Annotated in this window: 13 protein-coding genes and 2 pseudogenes; 9 read left to right on the top strand and 6 right to left on the bottom strand. The window is 64.6% G+C overall.

The features are described 5' to 3' along the window. Both FUT88_RS05820 and iscR read right to left on the bottom strand, forming a co-directional pair. Complete coding sequence (locus FUT88_RS05820; RefSeq protein ID WP_027677786.1) at positions 1-1,218, bottom strand: IscS subfamily cysteine desulfurase; 1,218 nt, start codon at positions 1,216-1,218, stop codon at positions 1-3. A gap of 74 nt (positions 1,219-1,292) precedes the next feature. Then, on the bottom strand, positions 1,293-1,886 hold the full coding sequence (gene iscR / locus FUT88_RS05815; RefSeq protein WP_147214199.1) for a Fe-S cluster assembly transcriptional regulator IscR: 594 nt from the start codon (positions 1,884-1,886) through the stop codon (positions 1,293-1,295). Positions 1,887-2,310: 424 nt separating this feature from the next. Here iscR and FUT88_RS05810 point away from each other — a divergent pair, with 424 nt between their 5' ends. From FUT88_RS05810 to rbsK, 5 genes and pseudogenes are all read left to right on the top strand, one after another. Continuing rightward, positions 2,311-3,270, top strand: a complete 960-nt coding sequence (locus FUT88_RS05810; RefSeq protein WP_147214198.1) for a sugar ABC transporter substrate-binding protein — start codon at positions 2,311-2,313, stop codon at positions 3,268-3,270. A gap of 29 nt (positions 3,271-3,299) precedes the next feature. Continuing rightward, positions 3,300-4,880, top strand: coding sequence for a sugar ABC transporter ATP-binding protein (locus FUT88_RS05805; RefSeq protein WP_147214197.1), 1,581 nt, complete (start codon positions 3,300-3,302; stop codon positions 4,878-4,880). Further along, positions 4,870-5,876, top strand: a pseudogene (locus tag FUT88_RS05800) (ABC transporter permease). Before FUT88_RS05805 ends, FUT88_RS05800 begins: the two are co-directional and overlap by 11 nt. 18 nt (positions 5,877-5,894) lie before the next feature. Next, a complete protein-coding gene (locus FUT88_RS05795; RefSeq protein WP_147214196.1) occupies positions 5,895-6,935 on the top strand; it encodes a LacI family DNA-binding transcriptional regulator in 1,041 nt (346 codons plus the stop codon). Positions 6,936-6,972: 37 nt separating this feature from the next. Beyond that, positions 6,973-7,938 carry a ribokinase gene (gene rbsK / locus FUT88_RS05790; RefSeq protein WP_147214195.1) on the top strand — a complete coding sequence of 322 codons (966 nt, stop codon included), beginning with the start codon at positions 6,973-6,975 and terminating at the stop codon, positions 7,936-7,938. Here rbsK and FUT88_RS05785 read toward each other — a convergent pair. Next, entirely contained in the window at positions 7,935-10,019 is a 2,085-nt protein-coding gene (locus FUT88_RS05785) for a site-specific recombinase (RefSeq protein WP_147214194.1), read from the bottom strand. The genes rbsK and FUT88_RS05785 overlap by 4 nt on opposite strands. A gap of 160 nt (positions 10,020-10,179) precedes the next feature. Then, a complete protein-coding gene (uvrB, locus tag FUT88_RS05780) occupies positions 10,180-12,270 on the bottom strand; it encodes an excinuclease ABC subunit UvrB (RefSeq protein ID WP_147214193.1) in 2,091 nt (696 codons plus the stop codon). Between the two features lie 336 nt (positions 12,271-12,606). Here uvrB and FUT88_RS05775 point away from each other — a divergent pair. Both FUT88_RS05775 and FUT88_RS05770 read left to right on the top strand, forming a co-directional pair. Further along, a pseudogene (locus FUT88_RS05775) lies at positions 12,607-13,802 on the top strand (amino acid aminotransferase). Positions 13,803-14,007: 205 nt separating this feature from the next. Next, a complete protein-coding gene (locus FUT88_RS05770) occupies positions 14,008-15,279 on the top strand; it encodes a polyhydroxyalkanoate depolymerase (RefSeq protein ID WP_147214192.1) in 1,272 nt (423 codons plus the stop codon). Positions 15,280-15,349: 70 nt separating this feature from the next. Here the strand turns inward: FUT88_RS05770 and FUT88_RS05765 are convergent, their stop codons facing one another. Then, positions 15,350-16,045 (bottom strand): TetR/AcrR family transcriptional regulator, encoded by a 696-nt coding sequence (locus FUT88_RS05765; RefSeq protein WP_147214191.1) that lies wholly within the window; start codon positions 16,043-16,045, stop codon positions 15,350-15,352. Between the two features lie 140 nt (positions 16,046-16,185). Here FUT88_RS05765 and rsxB point away from each other — a divergent pair, with 140 nt between their 5' ends. Together rsxB and nth are read left to right on the top strand one after the other, a co-directional pair. Continuing rightward, the gene (gene rsxB / locus FUT88_RS05760; RefSeq protein WP_147214190.1) at positions 16,186-17,016 is read left to right on the top strand and encodes an electron transport complex subunit RsxB; all 831 of its coding nucleotides are present in this window, start codon (positions 16,186-16,188) and stop codon (positions 17,014-17,016) included. A gap of 13 nt (positions 17,017-17,029) precedes the next feature. Beyond that, positions 17,030-17,674, top strand: coding sequence for an endonuclease III (gene nth, locus FUT88_RS05755; protein WP_147214189.1), 645 nt, complete (start codon positions 17,030-17,032; stop codon positions 17,672-17,674). A 60-nt stretch (positions 17,675-17,734) separates the two neighbouring features. Here nth and FUT88_RS05750 read toward each other — a convergent pair whose 3' ends face one another. After that, a complete protein-coding gene (locus FUT88_RS05750) occupies positions 17,735-18,322 on the bottom strand; it encodes a malonic semialdehyde reductase (RefSeq protein WP_147214188.1) in 588 nt (195 codons plus the stop codon). Between the last annotated feature and the right edge of the window lie 139 nt (positions 18,323-18,461).

The raw sequence follows: 18,461 nt of genomic DNA, 5'->3' as shown, positions 1-18,461 counted from the left end.
TCAGTGCGCCGCCCATTGAATGCTGTTCAGATCCACGCCGTCCTTGTACATCTCCCACAGGGGAGACAGGTCGCGCAGCTTGCCGATCTTGCTCTTGAGTAGCTCAACCACGTAATCGACTTCTTCTTCGGTCGTGAAGCGGCCCACCGTGAAGCGGATCGAGCTGTGTGCCAGTTCGTCGTTGCGGCCCAGGGCGCGCAGCACGTACGACGGCTCCAGCGAGGCCGACGTGCAAGCCGAGCCCGACGACACGGCGACGTCCTTGATCGCCATGATCAGCGACTCGCCTTCCACAAAGTTGAAGCTGATGTTGAGGTTGTGCGGCACACGGGCTTCCATGTCGCCGTTCACGTAGACCTCTTCCATCGTGTTCAGGCCGCGGTACAGGCGATCGCGCAGCATGCGGATGCGCTCGTTTTCGGTCGCCATTTCTTCCTTGGCGATGCGGAAAGCCTCACCCATGCCGACGATCTGATGCGTGGCCAGCGTGCCCGAACGCATGCCGCGCTCGTGGCCGCCGCCGTGCATCTGCGCTTCGATGCGGATACGCGGCTTGCGTCGCACGTACAGCGCGCCGATACCCTTCGGGCCATACGTCTTGTGCGCCGAGAACGACATCAGGTCAACCTTCAACTTCTGCAAGTCGATTTCCACCTTGCCCGTCGCCTGCGCGGCGTCGACGTGGAAGATCACGCCCTTCTCGCGGCAGATTTCGCCCAGCGTTTCGATGTCTTGAATGACGCCGATCTCGTTGTTCACCATCATCACCGAGGCGAGGATGGTGTCGGGGCGGATCGCTTGCTTGAAGACTTCGATGTCGATCAGGCCGTTGTCCTTCACGTCCAGGTACGTCACTTCGAAGCCCTGGCGCTCCAGCTCACGCGTCGTGTCCAGCACAGCCTTGTGCTCCGTCTTGACGGTGATGATGTGCTTGCCCTTGCTGCTGTAGAAGTTGGCGGCGCCCTTGATGGCAAGGTTGTCGGACTCGGTGGCGCCGGACGTCCAGACGATTTCGCGCGGGTCGGCATTCACCAGCGCGGCAACCTGCTCGCGCGCGGTCTCGACGGCCTTCTCGGCTTCCCACCCAAACGGGTGGCTACGCGAAGCCGGATTGCCGAAACTCTCGCGCAGGTACGGAATCATCTTGTCGACCACGCGCGGATCCACCGGCGTCGTCGCGGAATAGTCCATGTAGATGGGAAGCTGCAGGGTGCTCATATCTTGTCTGCCTTGTGTGGGGGGCGATGTTCTTGTCTGACGCCGACGTCGTGGCCGGCCTCACGCTGGCGCAATTACGACTGCGCCAGACTGAAAACGGAGTTGACCAGCGGGGCGCGCTTGACCGGCTCGGCGGCAACCGACGTGGCCGGCGGGGCATCGACGGTGCGCGCGCGTGCCGGGGCACGTTCGCGGCGCGCCGGACGCGCTTCACGCATGTCCTGAATCACTTCGGGCTGACGCTCGCGTTGCTGATCGACCAGGTTCTGCAGCGACACCGAATCGAGATACTCGACCATCTTCTGATTGAGCGTGGCCCACAGATCGTGCGTCATGCAGCGCCCCGTGTGACCGCCGACATGCTCTTCCCCGCCGCAGTTGCCCTTGCCGCCGCATTGGGTGGCGTCAAGCGGCTCGTCCACGGCAATGATGATGTCGGCAACGGTAACGTCGTCGGCACGGCGGGCGAGGCTGTAGCCGCCGCCCGGACCGCGCACACTTTCCACGATTTCGTGGCGGCGCAGTTTGCCGAACAGCTGCTCCAGATACGACAGCGAAATTTTCTGACGCTGGCTGATGCCAGCCAGCGTGACCGGGCCCTGCTCTTGGCGTAGCGCCAAGTCAATCATGGCGGTGACCGCGAAGCGGCCTTTGGTGGTCAATCTCATGGCGTCGGGGAAATACCTGATCGTTTTGCTCAAGTATAAAGGAACCCGACAAAATCGGTCAACTAAGGCGTCGGGGGATTCCGCGTCGCAGCAAGGGGATTTGCAAAGCCCGAAAAACGGGATGGCCACGCGGCAGGCCGTATTGTGGACCAAAACAATCAACCACGTTCGATAGGGCTATCACGCCACTTGCGCAGCGCCACTTGCGCGCCCCGTCAGAACGCGCCGTCACTGCGGGTTTTTCCTTATGCGGTGAAAAGCGCAATTTCATTGACTTCTGTTACGCGGTAGCCGAGACTGTCAGATACGCAAACGTTTGCGAAGAGCGAGGCGCGATTGCCCTTAGGAATGCCTTACGGCGTCACACGGCAGCGACGCCCCGCACTCACCCGCCCCAGATAGGACTCTTCCTGGAGGAGACACCATGGATATCCGCCGTCGCCGCGCCCTGCAACTTGGCGCGGGCTCTGCCGTAGCTGCTGCCCTGCCGTTCCCCTTTTCGCTCGCGTACGCCGCCAATCAGCCGCCCAAGGTGGCGCTGGTCATGAAATCGCTCGCCAACGAGTTCTTCCTGACCATGGAGAACGGCGCGCGCAAGCATCAGAAGGATCATGCGTCTGAGTACACGCTGCTGACCAACGGCATTCGCGACGAAACCGACACCGCCGGGCAGATCCGCCTGGTCGAGCAGATGCTCGTCGCGCGTGTTGACGCGCTGGTGCTGGCGCCGGCCGACTCGAAGGCGTTGGTGCCGGTCGTCAAGAAGGCCGTGGACGCGGGCATTCTCGTCATCAACATCGATAACCGGCTGGACCCGGCGGCGCTCAAGGAAAAGGGCCTTAATGTGCCTTTCGTGGGGCCGGACAACCGCAAGGGCGCGCGATTGGTGGGCGACTTCGTTGCCAAGTCGCTCAAGCCGGGCGACGCCGTGGGCATCATCGAAGGCATTCCGACCACCACGAACGCCCAGCAGCGCACCGCTGGCTTCAAGGACGCGGCCGAAGCCGCCAAGCTGAAGATCGTCGGCGTGCAATCGGGCGAATGGGAAATCGACAAGGGCAACAAGGTGGCGGCTGCCATGCTGCGCTCCGAGCCCGACTTGAAGGCTCTGCTGTGCGGCAACGACAACATGGCGATCGGCGCCGTATCGGCAGTGCGCGCCGCAGGCAAGCTGGGCAAGGTGTTGATTGGCGGCTATGACAACATCGAAGCCATCAAGGCCATGCTGGCAGATGGCCGTGTCGTTGCAACGGCTGATCAGCACGCCGATCAGCAAGCCGTCTACGGCATCGAGACCGCACTGAAGGCGCTGGCCTCCAAGACGCCGCAGGCGAAGCTGTCGGGTGTCGTCGAGACGCCGGTCAACCTCGTCACGCGTTCCTGACCTTACAGACCGGCCAGCCGCCGCCAGCCATGTCTGCCGCTTACGAACCGCGCCCACCGCTGCTGCGTGTTTCGGCCGTCAGCAAGCACTACGCCGCCCCCGTGCTGCGAGAGATCGATCTCGACGTGCATGCGGGCGAGGTGCTTGCGCTCACGGGAGAGAACGGTGCCGGCAAGAGCACGCTTTCCAAGATCCTCTGCGGGCTCGAGACTGCGACCTCTGGGTCGATGACACTGGCCGGCGCGCTGTACGCGCCCGATTCGCGCAGCGCCGCCGAAGCGCTGGGCGTGCGCATGGTGCTGCAGGAGCTGAGCATGGTGCCGACGCTCACGGTGGCCGAGAACCTGTTCCTGGGCAACCTGCCCCAGCGGCTCGGTTTTGTGGATCGCTCTGCGTTGCGCCAGCGGGCCGAACAGGCGCTCGCGCGCGTCGGCCTGGACCTTGACCCGTGGACGCCCGTCCAGGCGCTCGGCATCGGCCACCGGCAGATGATCGAGATCGCCCGCGCGCTGGCCAGCGCATGCCGTGTGCTGATCCTCGACGAGCCGACGGCAATGCTGAGCGCGCACGAGAGCGCCACGCTGTTCGAGCGCATCGACGCGCTGCGCCGCGAAGGCGTGGCCATTATCTACATCTCTCACCGCCTGGACGAACTCGCGCGCATTGCCGATCGCATCGTCGTGCTGCGTGACGGCAAGCTCGTGACCGATGCGCCGGCTGCGACGGTCTCGCAGGATGCGCTGATCCAGGCGATGGTCGGCCGCGACGTGGCCGCCTCGTCCGAAACGCAGCGGGCTGCGCGCGAACCATGGCTCGGCGACACCTCACCTGCGCTGCGGGTGACCGGCCTCACGCGTGCTCCGGCCGTGCTCGACGTGAGCTTCGACGTGGCGCCCGGAGAGATCTTCGGCATCGCGGGGCTGGTCGGCGCGGGGCGCACGGAATTGCTGCGGCTGATCTTCGGTGCAGACCGCGCGGATGCGGGCACCGTCGAGGTCGGCTCGCCCCTGGCGCCTGCGCGCATCCGCTCGCCCGGCGATGCAGTACGCCACGGCATCAGCCTGCTCACCGAAGACCGCAAGGACGAAGGCCTGATGCTGAGCCTGCCCATCGCCACAAACATCGCGCTGGGCAACATGCCGGGCGTCACGAAGCGCGGCTGGCTGCAACCCGCGCAAGAGCGTGCGCTGGCGCAGCGGCACATCGGCGCCCTGCGGGTCCGGTGCGCGGGTCCGGAGCAGCCGGTGGGTGAACTGTCCGGCGGCAATCAGCAGAAGGTGGCCATTGCCCGCTGGCTGGAGCGCGACACGCCCGTGCTGCTGTTCGATGAGCCCACGCGAGGCGTCGATGTCGGCGCCAAATTCGACATCTACACGCTGCTCGAGGCGCTGGCGGCGCGAGGCAAGGCGCTGGTCGTGGTGTCGAGCGATCTGCGCGAACTCATGCAGTTGTGTGACCGCATCGGCGTCATGCGCGCCGGGCGGCTCACGCACATCTTCCAACGCGGTGGCTGGAGCCAGGACGCCCTGCTCGCCGCCGCCTTTGGTGAATCGGGCGAATCCGATTCACCTGCACCTCAATCGCCCTCGGAGACCGCAGATGCGCTCTGATTCCACCCTGCCCCCGACGACGCCCGCAGCGAGCACCGGCACGCGCGCGGCGCTGGGCATGTCGCTTGGCACGATCGGCGGGTTGCTCGCTGCGCTGATCGCCATGCTGGCGCTGTTCGGCACGCTGTCCCCCACGTTCTTCTCGCTGCCCACGTTCACAACCATCGCCAACGAGATACCCGACTTGCTGGTGATGGCGGTGGGCATGACGTTCATCCTGATGATCGGCGGCATTGATTTGTCGGTCGGCTCGGTGCTGGCGCTGTCGGCGTCGGTGCTGTCCGTCGCCATGACCAAGTTGGGCTGGGGCCTGTTGCCCGCGGCGCTGGCGGGCGTGGCGCTGGCCACGGCGGCCGGCATGCTGACCGGCGCGGTCACGGTGCACTGGGGCATTCCGTCGTTCATCGTGTCGCTGGGTGTGCTGGAAATGGCGCGCGGCCTCGCCTACAGCCTCACCGATTCGCGCACCGTGTACATCGGCAGCGCGGTCGACTGGCTGGCCAACCCCATCGCGCTGGGCATTGCGCCGTCGTTCCTGATTGCGATTGCCATCACGGTGGTTGGCCAGATCGTGCTGGTGCGCACGGTGTTCGGCCGCTACCTCGTGGCCATCGGCACCAATGAAGAAGCCGTGCGGCTGGCGGGAGTGAACCCCCGCCCCTACAAGATTGCGGTGTTCGCGCTGATGGGGCTGCTCTCGGGCCTGGCTGCGCTGTTCCAGGTGTCGCGCCTGGAAGCCGCCGACCCGAATGCCGGCGTGGGCATGGAGCTGCAGGTGATCGCGGCCGTGGTGATCGGCGGCACGAGCCTGATGGGCGGGCGCGGCTCGGTCGTGCGCACGCTGTTCGGCGTGCTGATCATCTCGTGCTCGAATCGGGCCTTGCGCAGATCGGCGCCTCCGAGCCCACCAAACGCATCATCACGGGCGCGGTCATCGTCGCCGCCGTGGTCATGGATACCTACCGCAGCAAGCGCAACCGCAGCAAGCACCATTAAGAGACAGAGGAGATCGACATGGCAACCATCAAGGACGTGGCCGCATTGGCCGGAGTTTCGTTCACCACCGTCTCGCACGTCATCAACAACACAAGGCCGGTCAACGCCGAGACCCGCAAGCGCGTGGAAGAAGCCATCCGGGCCACGCGCTATGTGCCCAGTGCCGTGGCGCGCTCGCTCAAACATCGCACCACGCGCACCATCGGCGTGCTCGTGCCCACCGCCACCAACCCGTACTTTGCGGAGCTGGCGCGGGGCATTGAAGATGTGTGCGCTGCCGCCGGCTACAGCGTCATCCTCTGCAACTCCGACGACGACCCGCGCAAGCAGCGCGACTACCTGCGCGTGCTGATGGAAAAACGCGTCGACGGCATCATCGTGAGCAGCGCCGGGCCGGATACGGCATTGGTGGAAGCGCTTGGTGAATCCGCCCTGCCCATCGTGATGGTCGACCGCCCGACCGAAGGCATCCAGGCCGATCAGGTGCAGGTGGATCACGAAGAAGGCGCGTACATGGCGACCAAGCATCTGCTGGAACTCGGCCACCGCCGCATCGCCTGCATCAGTGGGCCGTCGGCGCTGAGCGTGACGGCAGAGCGCCTGGCCGGTTTCCACCGCGCGCTGCGCGAAGCCGGCGTACCGGAAGCCTCTGCCCGCATTGCCGAAGGCGATTTCACGAGCCCCGGCGGCTACCGCGCCGCGCGCCAGCTGCTGACCGAAGGCGAGATGCCTACCGCCATCTTTGCCGGCAATGACCTGATGGGCATCGGCGCGCTGCGAGCTGCGGCCGAGCTGGGCATTCCCGTGCCGAAGGCGCTTTCCGTGATGGGCTTTGACGATATCGAGCTCAGCCGCTACGTCTATCCGGCGCTGTCCACCGTCGGCCAGTCGATCCGCCAGCTGGGCGAGACCACCGCGCAGACGCTGCTCGAGCACCTCGGCGACAACGCCCTGCGCCATCCCGTGGAAGAGCCGCGTGCGCGCCGCATCGTGCTGCCGCCGCGCCTGTCTCTGCGGGAGTCGACCGCCGAACCCGAGCGCCCGGCCCGCGCCGCCTGATTCCGCATTCCTTTCACGCTTTCAACGTAGTCCCGCCATGGTGGCCAAGCGCCCTTCCGCCTCTTCCGCGCACCCCGCTGCCGACGTGCTGATCGTCGGCAGCCTGAACATGGATCTGGTGATCCGCACGCCCCGCTTGCCGCGGCCCGGGCAAACGGTTGCAGCGCCTGCGCTGGAAACCATTCCCGGCGGCAAGGGTGCCAACCAGGCCGTGGCAGCGGCCCGCCTGGGGGCCCGCGTCGCCATGCTCGGCTGCGTCGGTGATGACGCATACGGCACTGCGTTACGCGACGGCCTGCGCCGCGAAGGCGTGGACACATCGATGGTCTCGGTGCACGCCGGAGCGGCCACCGGCATCGCATGCGTGACCGTGGCCAACAGCGGCCAAAACACCATCGTCATCGTGGCCGGCGCCAACGAATTGCTGACGCCCACCATGATCGAAGCGCAGCGTGCCGCATTCGAGCGCGCGCGCGTGATCGTTTGTCAGTTGGAATCGCCGCCGGATGCGGTGGAATGCGCGCTGAAGCTGGGCCAGCGGCTTGGCAAGACGGTCATCCTGAACCCGGCGCCTGCAATCGGCCCACTGCCTACCCCGTGGCTGGCCGCCTGCGATTACCTGATCCCGAACGAAACAGAGGCCGCGCTGCTGACGGCCCGGCCCGTCGATTCGCCCGAAGCTGCGCTGGATGCGGCTGCTGATCTCCACGCGCAAGGTGCGCGGCACGTGATTGTCACGCTGGGCGCGCGCGGCGTTGCCTATGTGGATGCCCACTCGCGCGTGCTGATGCCGGCCCCCACAGCGCACGCCATCGATACCACAGCGGCCGGCGATACGTTCGTTGGCGCACTGGCTGCGGCGCTCGCGGAAGATGCGGCCCCCGCTGCGGCCATCGAGTTTGGGCAGGCCGCGGCGGCCGTGTCGGTCACGCGGCTTGGCGCGCAGCCGTCCATTCCGTTCCGCAGCGAGTTGGGCGCACCTGTCGCGCCCGCACCGCACTAGACCGGCGTGCTGGTGCTGGGCGGCGTGCTCGCAGTCGGGGCACGTGGGACCAACAGGCACAGCGGATCCCGCAAGATGCGCCGCCACACGGCGCCCGTCACGCGCTTGCGATCGACGCCGCGAAGGTTGCGCGAGCGCATCGCCATGTTGAAGGCCAACGCAAACGACACCAGAACGTTCAGCACGCCCATCAGCGCAATGCCGGCCACGGCAAGCCAGAACGGCCCGGTGTGCATGACGCTGGGGCCAAGCACGCCCACGGCCGTCGCCACCGCACCCGTCGACAGCGTGACATGTCGCACCTCCATATGCGGGCCGAAAAAGGACAGGATCTCCGGCCCCAGCCCGAGCATGAATCCCAGCGAGACGTTGGCGACAATGCCCGACAGATTGCGCTTCCAGAAGCTGGCAATGCGCTGTGCGCCCTGGGTGCCGACCATGAAGCGCAGGCGCCGGTGATAGGCAATCACATCGTGCACACGATGCAGCGCAAACCAGTTGTCGGCCCAACCCGCCGCCAGGCTTGAGGCCCACAGCAGCACACCCGTGAAGATGGCGTACAGCGGTGTCGGCCCGAGAATCGAAAACGACTCGATGGTCGCCATCGCCTTCGCGGCCGAAATCAGGTCCGCATGGAACAACCGCCCGGCCAGCCACTGCACCAGGAAAGCCACCGGCGCCACGGCCACCAGGTTGCCGGCGATCGCTGCCGCGTTGGAGCGGATCATGGCGACGGTATCGTCGACAAAACGGTCCAGCCCTTCCTGGCGCCCCACCTGGTCCAGCCGATGCGCCAACGCGGGCGCCGTCATGGCGGGTTGCTTGGTGGCCAGCGTGAAATGCGCGAAATGGATGCCGAGAAAGCTGAGCGCATAGTTGATCGACGCGAACAGCCCTTCGGTAAAGCGCGACAGATGCGCTCCGGTGATGAAGAACTTGATGTACACCGTGGCCGCCGTGATGACGCCACCGCCCGCTGCGGCCTTCACCATCGCCCCGTATTCCTTGCCGTCGCGGGTGATGTAGTGCTCGCCGCTCTCGGCAGACCGCTCGACCACCTTGCGCGCCAGATCAGCGAACGTGGAGCGGATCAGATACCCCACGCTGCGGCGATGCTGGCTGGCCGACACCAGCTCGGCCGTCATATGCACGAAGCGACGCGAGCCCTGCGTGTCCGCCCATGCCGTCAGCAGCAAATCGATACGGCCCAGCCACGCCTTCATGCGCTCAACCTGGAAGACGACTTCCACCGAGACGCCGTTCTCGTCCAGATGCTGATACACGCTGGCCGTCGCCGTTCCGCAGCGGTCCAGCACGGCGCGGAAATAGTTGAGTTCCTGCAGGAACCGCTCGGGGCTTGCCAGCGCCGTGTTGGGCCGCTCCAGGAAGATCGCGTTGGCCGCATCGGCGAGCAAGTAAAACGGAGAATCGGTGAGTTCCGCATGGTCCATGCGGCTGCGGATGCCGCGCGACAACCCGGCCGCGCGCACCTGGCTGATGAGGATCTGGATGCTGATACCGAGGCTGCGCTCCAGTCGTGTCTGGCCTACAGCGTGCTCGTCATCGCTCATCCCGGCGCGGAACAGCCCGTAAAGGCGCGTGACCAGTTCGTCGTCCAGACCGTCGACCCACTGCGCATCGGTCGGCCCCACAAACAGCAGTGCAAACAATGTCGCCAGTTGCGCCTGATTCGGGGCGGGCGGCAGCCAGCGCGCCTGCCAGCGGTCGATCAATTCGCTCCAGAAACCCGAGCGTGACGACAACCCCGTATCGCATAACAGCGACACCGGATCGTTGTCCTGCACGATGCTGCGCAATGTCTGCCCGACGCGCTCTGCCAAGGCCGGATTGTTCTCCAGCACTTGCAGCAGATAACGCAGGCGGGCATAACGCCACGACTCTGAGGCCGCGCCCGCAGGCCTGTCCGCGCGGCGCAGCCAGTAGCCCAGCTCGATCAGCCATTCATTGCGTTCGGCCAGACTGCGCGTGGGCTCGAACTGCGCCAGGATGGCATCGAGTTGATGGCTGGCGTGCCGGGACGCGCGCCACTTGCGCCACGGGTTAAGCAAAAAATCGAACATCGAACTCCCTTGATGGCAGACGCGTGCAGCAAGCGCTGCAGCAGGTGCCGGCTCCCCGGTCAGGCGACGCGCACGGCCCGAATTTGATCTGAAATGATGTCAACAGCAACCCCTGCCACCTGCAACGAGGTGGCGGGGTTTCAAGCGGAGGCCGCGCGATTCAGGCGGCCGGAACGATGTGGTCTTCGCCGCTCGCCCCAAAGAGCTGCGACTTGAGCTTGGCAAGCTGATCGCGCACCGCCGCCGCCTTTTCGAATTCGAGATTCTTGGCGTGGTCGAGCATCTGCTTTTCCAGGCGCTTGATTTCCTTGGACGCCTGCTTCTCGCTCATGTCTTCGTACTTGGCGGCCTCTTGCGCGGCCTTCAGTTCCGCGCGCGCGTCGTCGACGTTGTACACGCCATCGATGATGTCCTTGATGCGTTTGACGACGCCGCGCGGCGTGATGCCATGCGCCTCGTTGTGGGCGATCTGCTTGGCGCGGCGGCGCTCGGTTTCGTCGATCGCCTTCTTCATTGAATCGGTCATGCGATCCGCATACAGAATGGCGGTACCGTTCACGTTCCGCGCCGCGCGGCCGATGGTCTGGATGAGCGAGCGCTCGGCGCGCAGGAAACCTTCCTTGTCCGCATCCAGGATCGCCACGAGCGACACCTCGGGAATGTCCAGCCCCTCGCGCAGCAGGTTGATGCCGACCAGCACGTCGAAGGTGCCCAGTCGCAGGTCACGGATGATCTCCACGCGCTCGACGGTGTCGATGTCCGAATGCAGGTAGCGGACCTTGATGCCGTTCTCCGACAGAAACTCGGTCAACTGCTCGGCCATGCGCTTGGTGAGCGTCGTTACCAGCACGCGCTCGCCAGCCTCGACGCGCACGTGGATCTCAGACAGCAGATCGTCGACCTGCGTTGTCGCCGGGCGCACCTCGATGATCGGGTCGACAAGGCCCGTGGGGCGCACGACCTGCTCGACGACTTCCGTGCCGGCGGTCTTCTTTTCGTAATCCCCCGGCGTGGCGGACACGAACGTCACCTGCCGCATCTTGGTCTCGAATTCGGCGAATTTCAGCGGCCGGTTGTCGAGCGCAGAAGGCAGGCGGAAACCATATTCGGCCAGCGTTTCCTTGCGCGCGCGGTCACCGTTGTACATGCCGTTGAGCTGGCCAATCAGCACGTGCGATTCATCCAGGAACATCAGCGCATCCGGCGGCAGGTAATCGACCAGCGTCGGCGGCGGCTCGCCCGGCGCAGAGCCAGACAGGTGCCGCGAATAGTTTTCGATGCCCTTGCAGAAGCCCAGCTCCTGCAGCATCTCCAGATCGAAGCGCGTGCGCTGCTCCAGCCGCTGCGCTTCCACCAGCTTGTTTTCCTTGTAGAAGAAATCGAGCCGCTCGCGCAGTTCGGCCTTGATGGTTTCGATGGCGCGCAGCACGGTCTCGCGCGGCGTCACGTAGTGGCTCGAGGGGTACACCGTGAAGCGCGGAATCTTTTGCCGCACACGGCCCGTCAGCGGATCGAACAGTTGCAGCGATTCGACTTCATCGTCGAACAGCTCCAGGCGCACGGCCATTTCTGCGTGCTCGGCGGGGAAGATGTCGACCGTGTCGCCGCGCACGCGGAAGGTCCCGCGCTGGAAATCCGTCTCGTTGCGCGTGTACTGCATGGCGATCAGGCGTGCGATCACGTCGCGCTGGCTGACCTTGTCGCCTGCGCGCAGCGTCAGGATCATCTGGTGGTATTCGCTCGGGTTGCCGATACCGTAGATGGCCGAGACGGTGGCCACGATCACCACATCGCGGCGCTCCAGCAGGCTCTTGGTGGCGGAGAGCCGCATCTGCTCGATGTGCTCGTTGATCGACGAATCCTTCTCGATGAACAGGTCGCGCTGCGGCACATAGGCCTCAGGTTGGTAGTAGTCGTAGTACGAGACGAAGTATTCGACTGCATTGCGCGGGAAGAACTCGCGGAACTCCGAATACAGCTGCGCCGCCAGCGTCTTGTTCGGCGCAAAGACAATCGCCGGACGACCTACGCGCGCGATCACATTCGCCATGGTGAACGTCTTGCCCGAGCCCGTGACGCCCAGCAGTGTCTGGTACGACAGGCCGTCTTCGATGTTCTCGACGAGCTGGCGGATCGCCTCCGGCTGGTCGCCGGCCGGCGGGTACGGCTGGTACAACTGGAACGGCGAGCCCTCGAAAGTCACGAATTTCGACTCGTCGTGCGGGCTGGGGACTTGGCTCAGATCGGTCATGGCGGGGGGCAGGATGGCAGCGCAGAAAGTCGACAAAGTGACTCGCACGCCCTTAGCAAATGAGGACGGCAGCGGCAATTGCAACCAATCGTCTAGTGTAGCGTGCGGCCCGGGCAATCGTTTGGACGACCGGGCCCGCAGATCTGTACCGGCCGTTGAAACGCTTTAGGCGCCTGTTCTGCAAGGATTTTTCGGGCGATTAGAGCGTGTATTCGGTACAATCCGTCTTCGTGCGCGCCTCGTTGTACATCTGGCGCCGGGCGAGCCGCCCCGGAGTCCGCGCCGCACCGCCTGCAAGATCCCACCGAATTCCGAACCAACCGATCGAGACATCTCATGTCGCTTTTCTCTGCCGTCGAACTGGCCCCGCGCGACCCCATCCTGGGCCTGAATGAAGCTTTCAACGCCGATACCCGCAGCACCAAAGTGAATCTGGGCGTGGGCGTGTACTTCACCGACGAAGGGAAAATTCCGGTGCTGCGCGCCGTACAGGAAGCCGAAAAGGCCCGCCTGGCTGCCGCTGCCCCGCGCGGCTACCTGCCGATCGAAGGCATTGCCGCCTACGACCAGGCCGTGCAGAAACTGCTGTTCGGCGCTGAGTCGCCGCTCATCACCGAAGGCCGTGTGGTCACCGCGCAAGCCCTGGGCGGCACCGGCGCACTGAAGATCGGCGCCGACTTCCTCAAGCGTCTGTACCCGAACGCCAAGGTCGCGATTTCCGACCCGAGCTGGGAAAACCACCGCGCGCTGTTCGAGTCGGCCGGCTTCGAAGTCGTCAACTATGCGTACTACGATGCCCCGTCGCACGGCCTGAACTTCGCCGGCATGATGGATTCGCTGAACAGCTACGCGCCGAACACGATCGTCGTGCTGCACGCCTGCTGCCACAACCCGACCGGCGTGGACATGACCACCGAGCAGTGGAAGCAGGTCGTGGAAGTCATCAAGGCCAAGAACCTGATCCCGTTCCTCGACATGGCCTACCAAGGCTTTGCCGACGGCATCCAGCAAGACGGCCTGGCGGTGCGTCTGTTTGCCGAATCCGGCCTGCCGTTCTTCGTCTCCAGCTCGTTCTCGAAGTCGTTCTCGCTGTACGGCGAGCGCGTCGGCGCGCTGTCGATCGTGACGACCAGCAAGGACGAAGCCACCCGCGTGCTGTCGCAAGTCAAGCGCGTGATCCGCACGAACTACTCGAACCCGCCGACCCACGGCGCACGATCGTCGCCAGCGTGCTGACGAGCCCCGAGCTGCGCGCGATGTGGGAACAGGAACTGGGCGAAATGCGCGACCGCATCAAGTCGATGCGCAACGCGCTGGTCGACAAGCTGGCCGCCAAGGGCGTGAAGACCGATTTCTCGTTCGTGAAGGCGCAACGCGGCATGTTCTCGTACTCGGGCCTGACCTCCGCGCAAGTGGATCGCCTGCGTACCGAGCACGGCATCTACGCCGTGTCGACGGGCCGCATCTGCGTGGCCGCGCTGAATACGCACAACATCGACGCTGTGGTGAACGCCATCGCTGATGTTCTGTAAGGTGCTGTAGGCGTCACGCCTCAGGTGCAATTGCAAAAAGAAAAGCGGCTTCGGCCGCTTTTTTGCTGCATCGGACTAGACTGACACGGGCGCATCATACAAGCGATGCCACATTCTGTTATCAGGGTTTATGCTGCATCGCAGTAACGTGCACCCAGGTGCATAATCATTCGCGTCGCCTTCGCCACCAGAGACCGGTCCAGCCATGCTTTACCAGCTTCACGAATTCCAGCGCGCCCTGCTCAGCCCCATGACGGCTTGGGCCCAGGCGACCGCCAAGACCTTCACAAACCCCCTGAGCCCGCTGTCCCTGATGCCCGGCGCGCAACGCTACGCCGCGGGCTACGAGCTGCTGTATCGCCTGGGCAAGGAGTACGAGAAGCCGGAATTCGGCATCCGCTCCGTCAAGTCCAACGGCCGCGACATTCCGATCGTCGAGCAGACCATCATCGAGAAGCCGTTCTGCCGCCTGATCCGCTTCAAGCGCTACGCCGACGACGCCGAGACCATCAAGCTGCTCAAGGACGAGCCGATCGTCCTGGTGTGCGCCCCGTTGTCGGGCCACCACTCGACGCTGCTGCGCGACACCGTGCGCACGCTGCTGCAGGATCACAAGGTCTACGTGACCGACTGGATCGACGCTCGCATGGTGCCGACCGAGCAAGGCGCCTTCCACCTGTCGGACTACATCAACTACATCCGCGAGTTCATCAATCACATTGGCGCCGACAAGCTGCACGTGATCTCGGTGTGCCAGCCGACCGTGCCCGTGCTGGCCGCCATCTCCTTGATGGCCTCGGACGGCGAGAAGACGCCGCGCACCATGACCATGATGGGCGGCCCGATCGACGCCCGTAAGAGCCCGACCGCCGTCAATTCGCTGGCGACCAACAAGTCGCACAGCTGGTTCGAGAACAACGTGATCTACACGGTACCGGCGAACTATCCGGGCCACGGCCGCAAGGTGTACCCGGGCTTCCTGCAGCACGCCGGCTTCGTGGCGATGAATCCGGACCGCCACCTGTCGTCGCACTACGACTACTACCTCAACCTGATCGAGGGCGACACGGAAGACGCTGAAGCCCACGTGCGCTTCTACGACGAGTACAACGCCGTGCTGGACATGGCGGCCGAGTACTACCTCGAGACCATCCGCGACGTGTTCCAGGAATTTCACTTGGCCAACGGCACGTGGGTGGTGGAAGGCAAGCCGGTGCGCCCGCAGGACATCAAGAGCACCGCGCTCTTCACCATTGAAGGCGAGCTGGACGACATCTCCGGCAGCGGTCAGACCGAAGCGGCGCATGGTCTGTGCACCGGCATCCCGAATGCGCGCAAGCAGCACCTGACGGCGCCCAAGTGTGGCCACTACGGCATCTTTTCGGGTCGCCGCTGGCGCGAGCAGGTGTATCCGCAGTTGCGGGACTTCATCCGCCGCTACGAAGAGAATGCTCCACGCATCAAGGCTGTGGCCTGAGCCTGAAGCACTCAAGAAAAAGCCTCGCAACCGCGAGGCTTTTTTGTTGTGGCGACGATCCGTTCGCCGATCAGTTCTTGGGCCGGTCCAGATACGCCAGCAGCATCTTGATATGCAGTTGCGCGAAGGCTTCGTGCTCATCGGCCGAGGCGATGTCGCGGCCGACCACAGCGCTGATCGTGTAACGGTTGGACAGCACGTAATAGCCCAGCGCCGAGATCGTCAGATACAGGCGCGACACATCGACATCGTCACGGAAGATGCCGCTGCGCTGGCCGCGCTCCACCACGCCGCGCAGCACGTCGATGACCGGGTTGACCAGCTCCACCAAGTGCGGCGACGTCTTCAGATGCCGCGCCTCGTGCAGGTTTTCGCTGTTGAGCAGGCGGATGAATTCGGGATTCTCGTAATAGAAATCCCAGACGAAACGCGCAAGCTGGATGACCGCCTCACGCGGATCCGACGACTCGATCTGCACCTGTTCTTCCGCCTCCTTGAAGCGGAAATACATGTTCTCGAGCACCGTCAGGAAGAGCTTTTCCTTGCTGCCGTAGTAGTAATACAGCATGCGCTCGTTGGTTTCGGCGCGGCGGGCGATGGCATCGACGCGGGCACCGGCAAAGCCGCCGCGTGAAAATTCTTCAGTGGCCGCAGCAAGGATGCGCCGACGCGTGCCGGCGGGGTCGCGACGCGTGCGGGGTGCGGCGGATTCGCCATGAGCATCCGCTTCGATGTCGGCGAGCGGCGCGGCTGGGTGAGACGGCATGGCACCTCGGTCCGTTTAGAACGCAGGAATTATGTCATAGGGTCAAGACATGCCCGCCGTGTGCGATCTCAGGGCATGCACGCCTTGCGCCGCAGCCAAATCGGCGATAATGGCAGGCTATTCAAACGACAAGTCCCATCGTGGTTTCCTTGGTCTCCACAACCGCCGCATCCTTGGCCGACCGGCTCGAAAACCTCCTGCCGCAAACGCAATGCACCAAGTGCGGCTACAGCGGCTGCCGCCCCTACGCGGAAGCCATGGCCAGCGGCGAGGCGCTCCCCAACCGTTGCCCACCCGGCGGCGCGGAAGGTATTCGCCGGCTGTCAGACGCACTTGGCCGCACGGGCGACCTGCTGCCGCTGGACCCGTCCAACGGCATCGAACAGCCTCGCGCCATCGCCGTCATCGACCCGGAGCGCTGCATCGGTTGCACGCTGTGCATTCAGGCGTGCCCCGTCGATGCCATCGTCGGTGCGCCCAAGGCGATGCATACCGTGCTCGAAGACTGGTGCACCGGCTGCGACCTCTGCGTGCCGCCCTGCCCCGTCGATTGCATCGACATGCGCCCAGTCACCGGCGAGCGCACAGGCTGGGATGCCTGGAGCCAGGAACAGGCCGATGTCGCACGGGACCGCTACGTCTTCCGCAACGCGCGCCTGAAGCGCGAACAAGCCGAGAACGAAGCGCGCCTCGCCGCCAAGGCCGCGGCCAAACTCGCAGCGGTGAGCGCCGAGCAACCGGCCGATGACGCTGAACTCGCCGCGCAGGCGCGCAAGAAAGCGATCATCCAGGCCGCGATTGAACGGGCACGCCAGAAGCAGGCCGAGATGGCCGCGCGCGGGCAAGGTCCACGCAACGTGACCAACGTGTCGGCGGACGTGCAAGCCCAGATTGACGAAGCTGAAGCCCGCCGCAAGCGCATCGCCAGCCAGATCGAACACGGCACCAAGCCCGACGCAGACACACCCTGAAACCTGCCCGACGATGAATCCCGCCAAGCGCCACGCCATCTTCGAGACCCTGCGCGAGAACAACCCGACGCCGACCACCGAGCTGGAATACACCACGCCGTTCGAGCTGCTGATTGCGGTGCTGCTGTCCGCACAGGCGACCGACGTGGGTGTGAACAAGGCGACGCGCAAGCTGTTTCCGGTGGCCAATACGCCCGCCAAGCTGCTGGCGCTGGGCGAGGAAGGCATCACCGAGTACATCAAGACCATCGGGTTGTATCGGACGAAGTGCAAGCACATCCTCCAGACGTGCCGCATCCTGCTCGACCGATACGGCGGTGAAGTGCCGCGCGACCGCGCCGCGCTCGAAGAGCTGCCGGGTGTGGGCCGCAAGACAGCCAACGTGGTGATGAACACGGCCTTTGGAGAGCCGACAATCGCGGTCGACACGCACATTTTTCGCGTGGCCAATCGCACGGGGCTGGCACCGGGCAAGAACGTGCTGGAAGTCGAATTGAAGCTGCTGAAGGTGGTGCCGGAAGAGTTTCGGCAAGACGCCCACCACTGGCTGATCCTGCACGGGCGCTACGTGTGCAAGGCCCGCAAGCCCGAGTGCTGGCATTGCGCCATCGAGCCGCTATGCGAATTCAGGCCGAAGACACCGGCGCCGAAGGAATGAAAAACGGGGACCGCACCTTCCGATGCGCGTCCCCGTTTTCCTTGCGTGACCGACCGTGGCTTAAATGATCTTGCACGCCTCTTCGAACGACAGACGCGGGTTGCGCGGGTGCAGCTTTTCCGCGTCGCCGTAGCCGATGTTCATGATGAAGTTGACCTTCCACTGGCCATCGGGGAAAAACGTCTCGTTGACCTTGTCGGCATCGAAGCCGGCCATCGGGCCGCAGTCCAGGCCCAGCGCACGCGCGGCGAGCACCAGATAGCCGCCCTGCAGCGAGCCGTTCATCAGCGCAGCCGCGTTGATCTTGGCCTGGTCACCGGCGTACCAGGAACGCGCATCGGTGTGCGGGAACAGCTTGGGCAGTTGCTCATGGAACTGCGTGTCATAAGCGACGATCACGGCCACGGGCGCCTGGCGGGTTTTTTCCTGATTGCCGGCCGACATGCACGGAATCAGGCGTTCCTTGGCGGCAGCGCTCTTGACGAACACGAAGCGGGCCGGCGTGCTGTTGGCGGCGGTCGGGCCGTACTTCACGGTGTCGTACAACGTGTGCAGCAGTTCGTCATCGACCGGCTTGTCCAGCCACACGTTGTGCGTACGGGCTGCGCGGAACAGTTGGTCCAGCGCGGACGGTTCAAGCATCGGCATTGCGGGGTGCTCCGGAAAAAGTTGAGGAGCGCATTGTAATGCGCCGTATCCGCGCGCGCGGGACACCTGCACACACGGGATGGGCATCCGGCACACGTGAGGGGCGCACCGACTTTAGAAAAAACGGCATGCCTCGTTT

Source organism: Ralstonia sp. TCR112 (assembly GCF_007997035.1).
Lineage (GTDB): Bacteria > Pseudomonadota > Gammaproteobacteria > Burkholderiales > Burkholderiaceae > Ralstonia > Ralstonia edaphi.
Note: the sequence above shows the minus strand (reverse complement) of the source record. Positions and strands in the feature narration are given on the sequence as shown.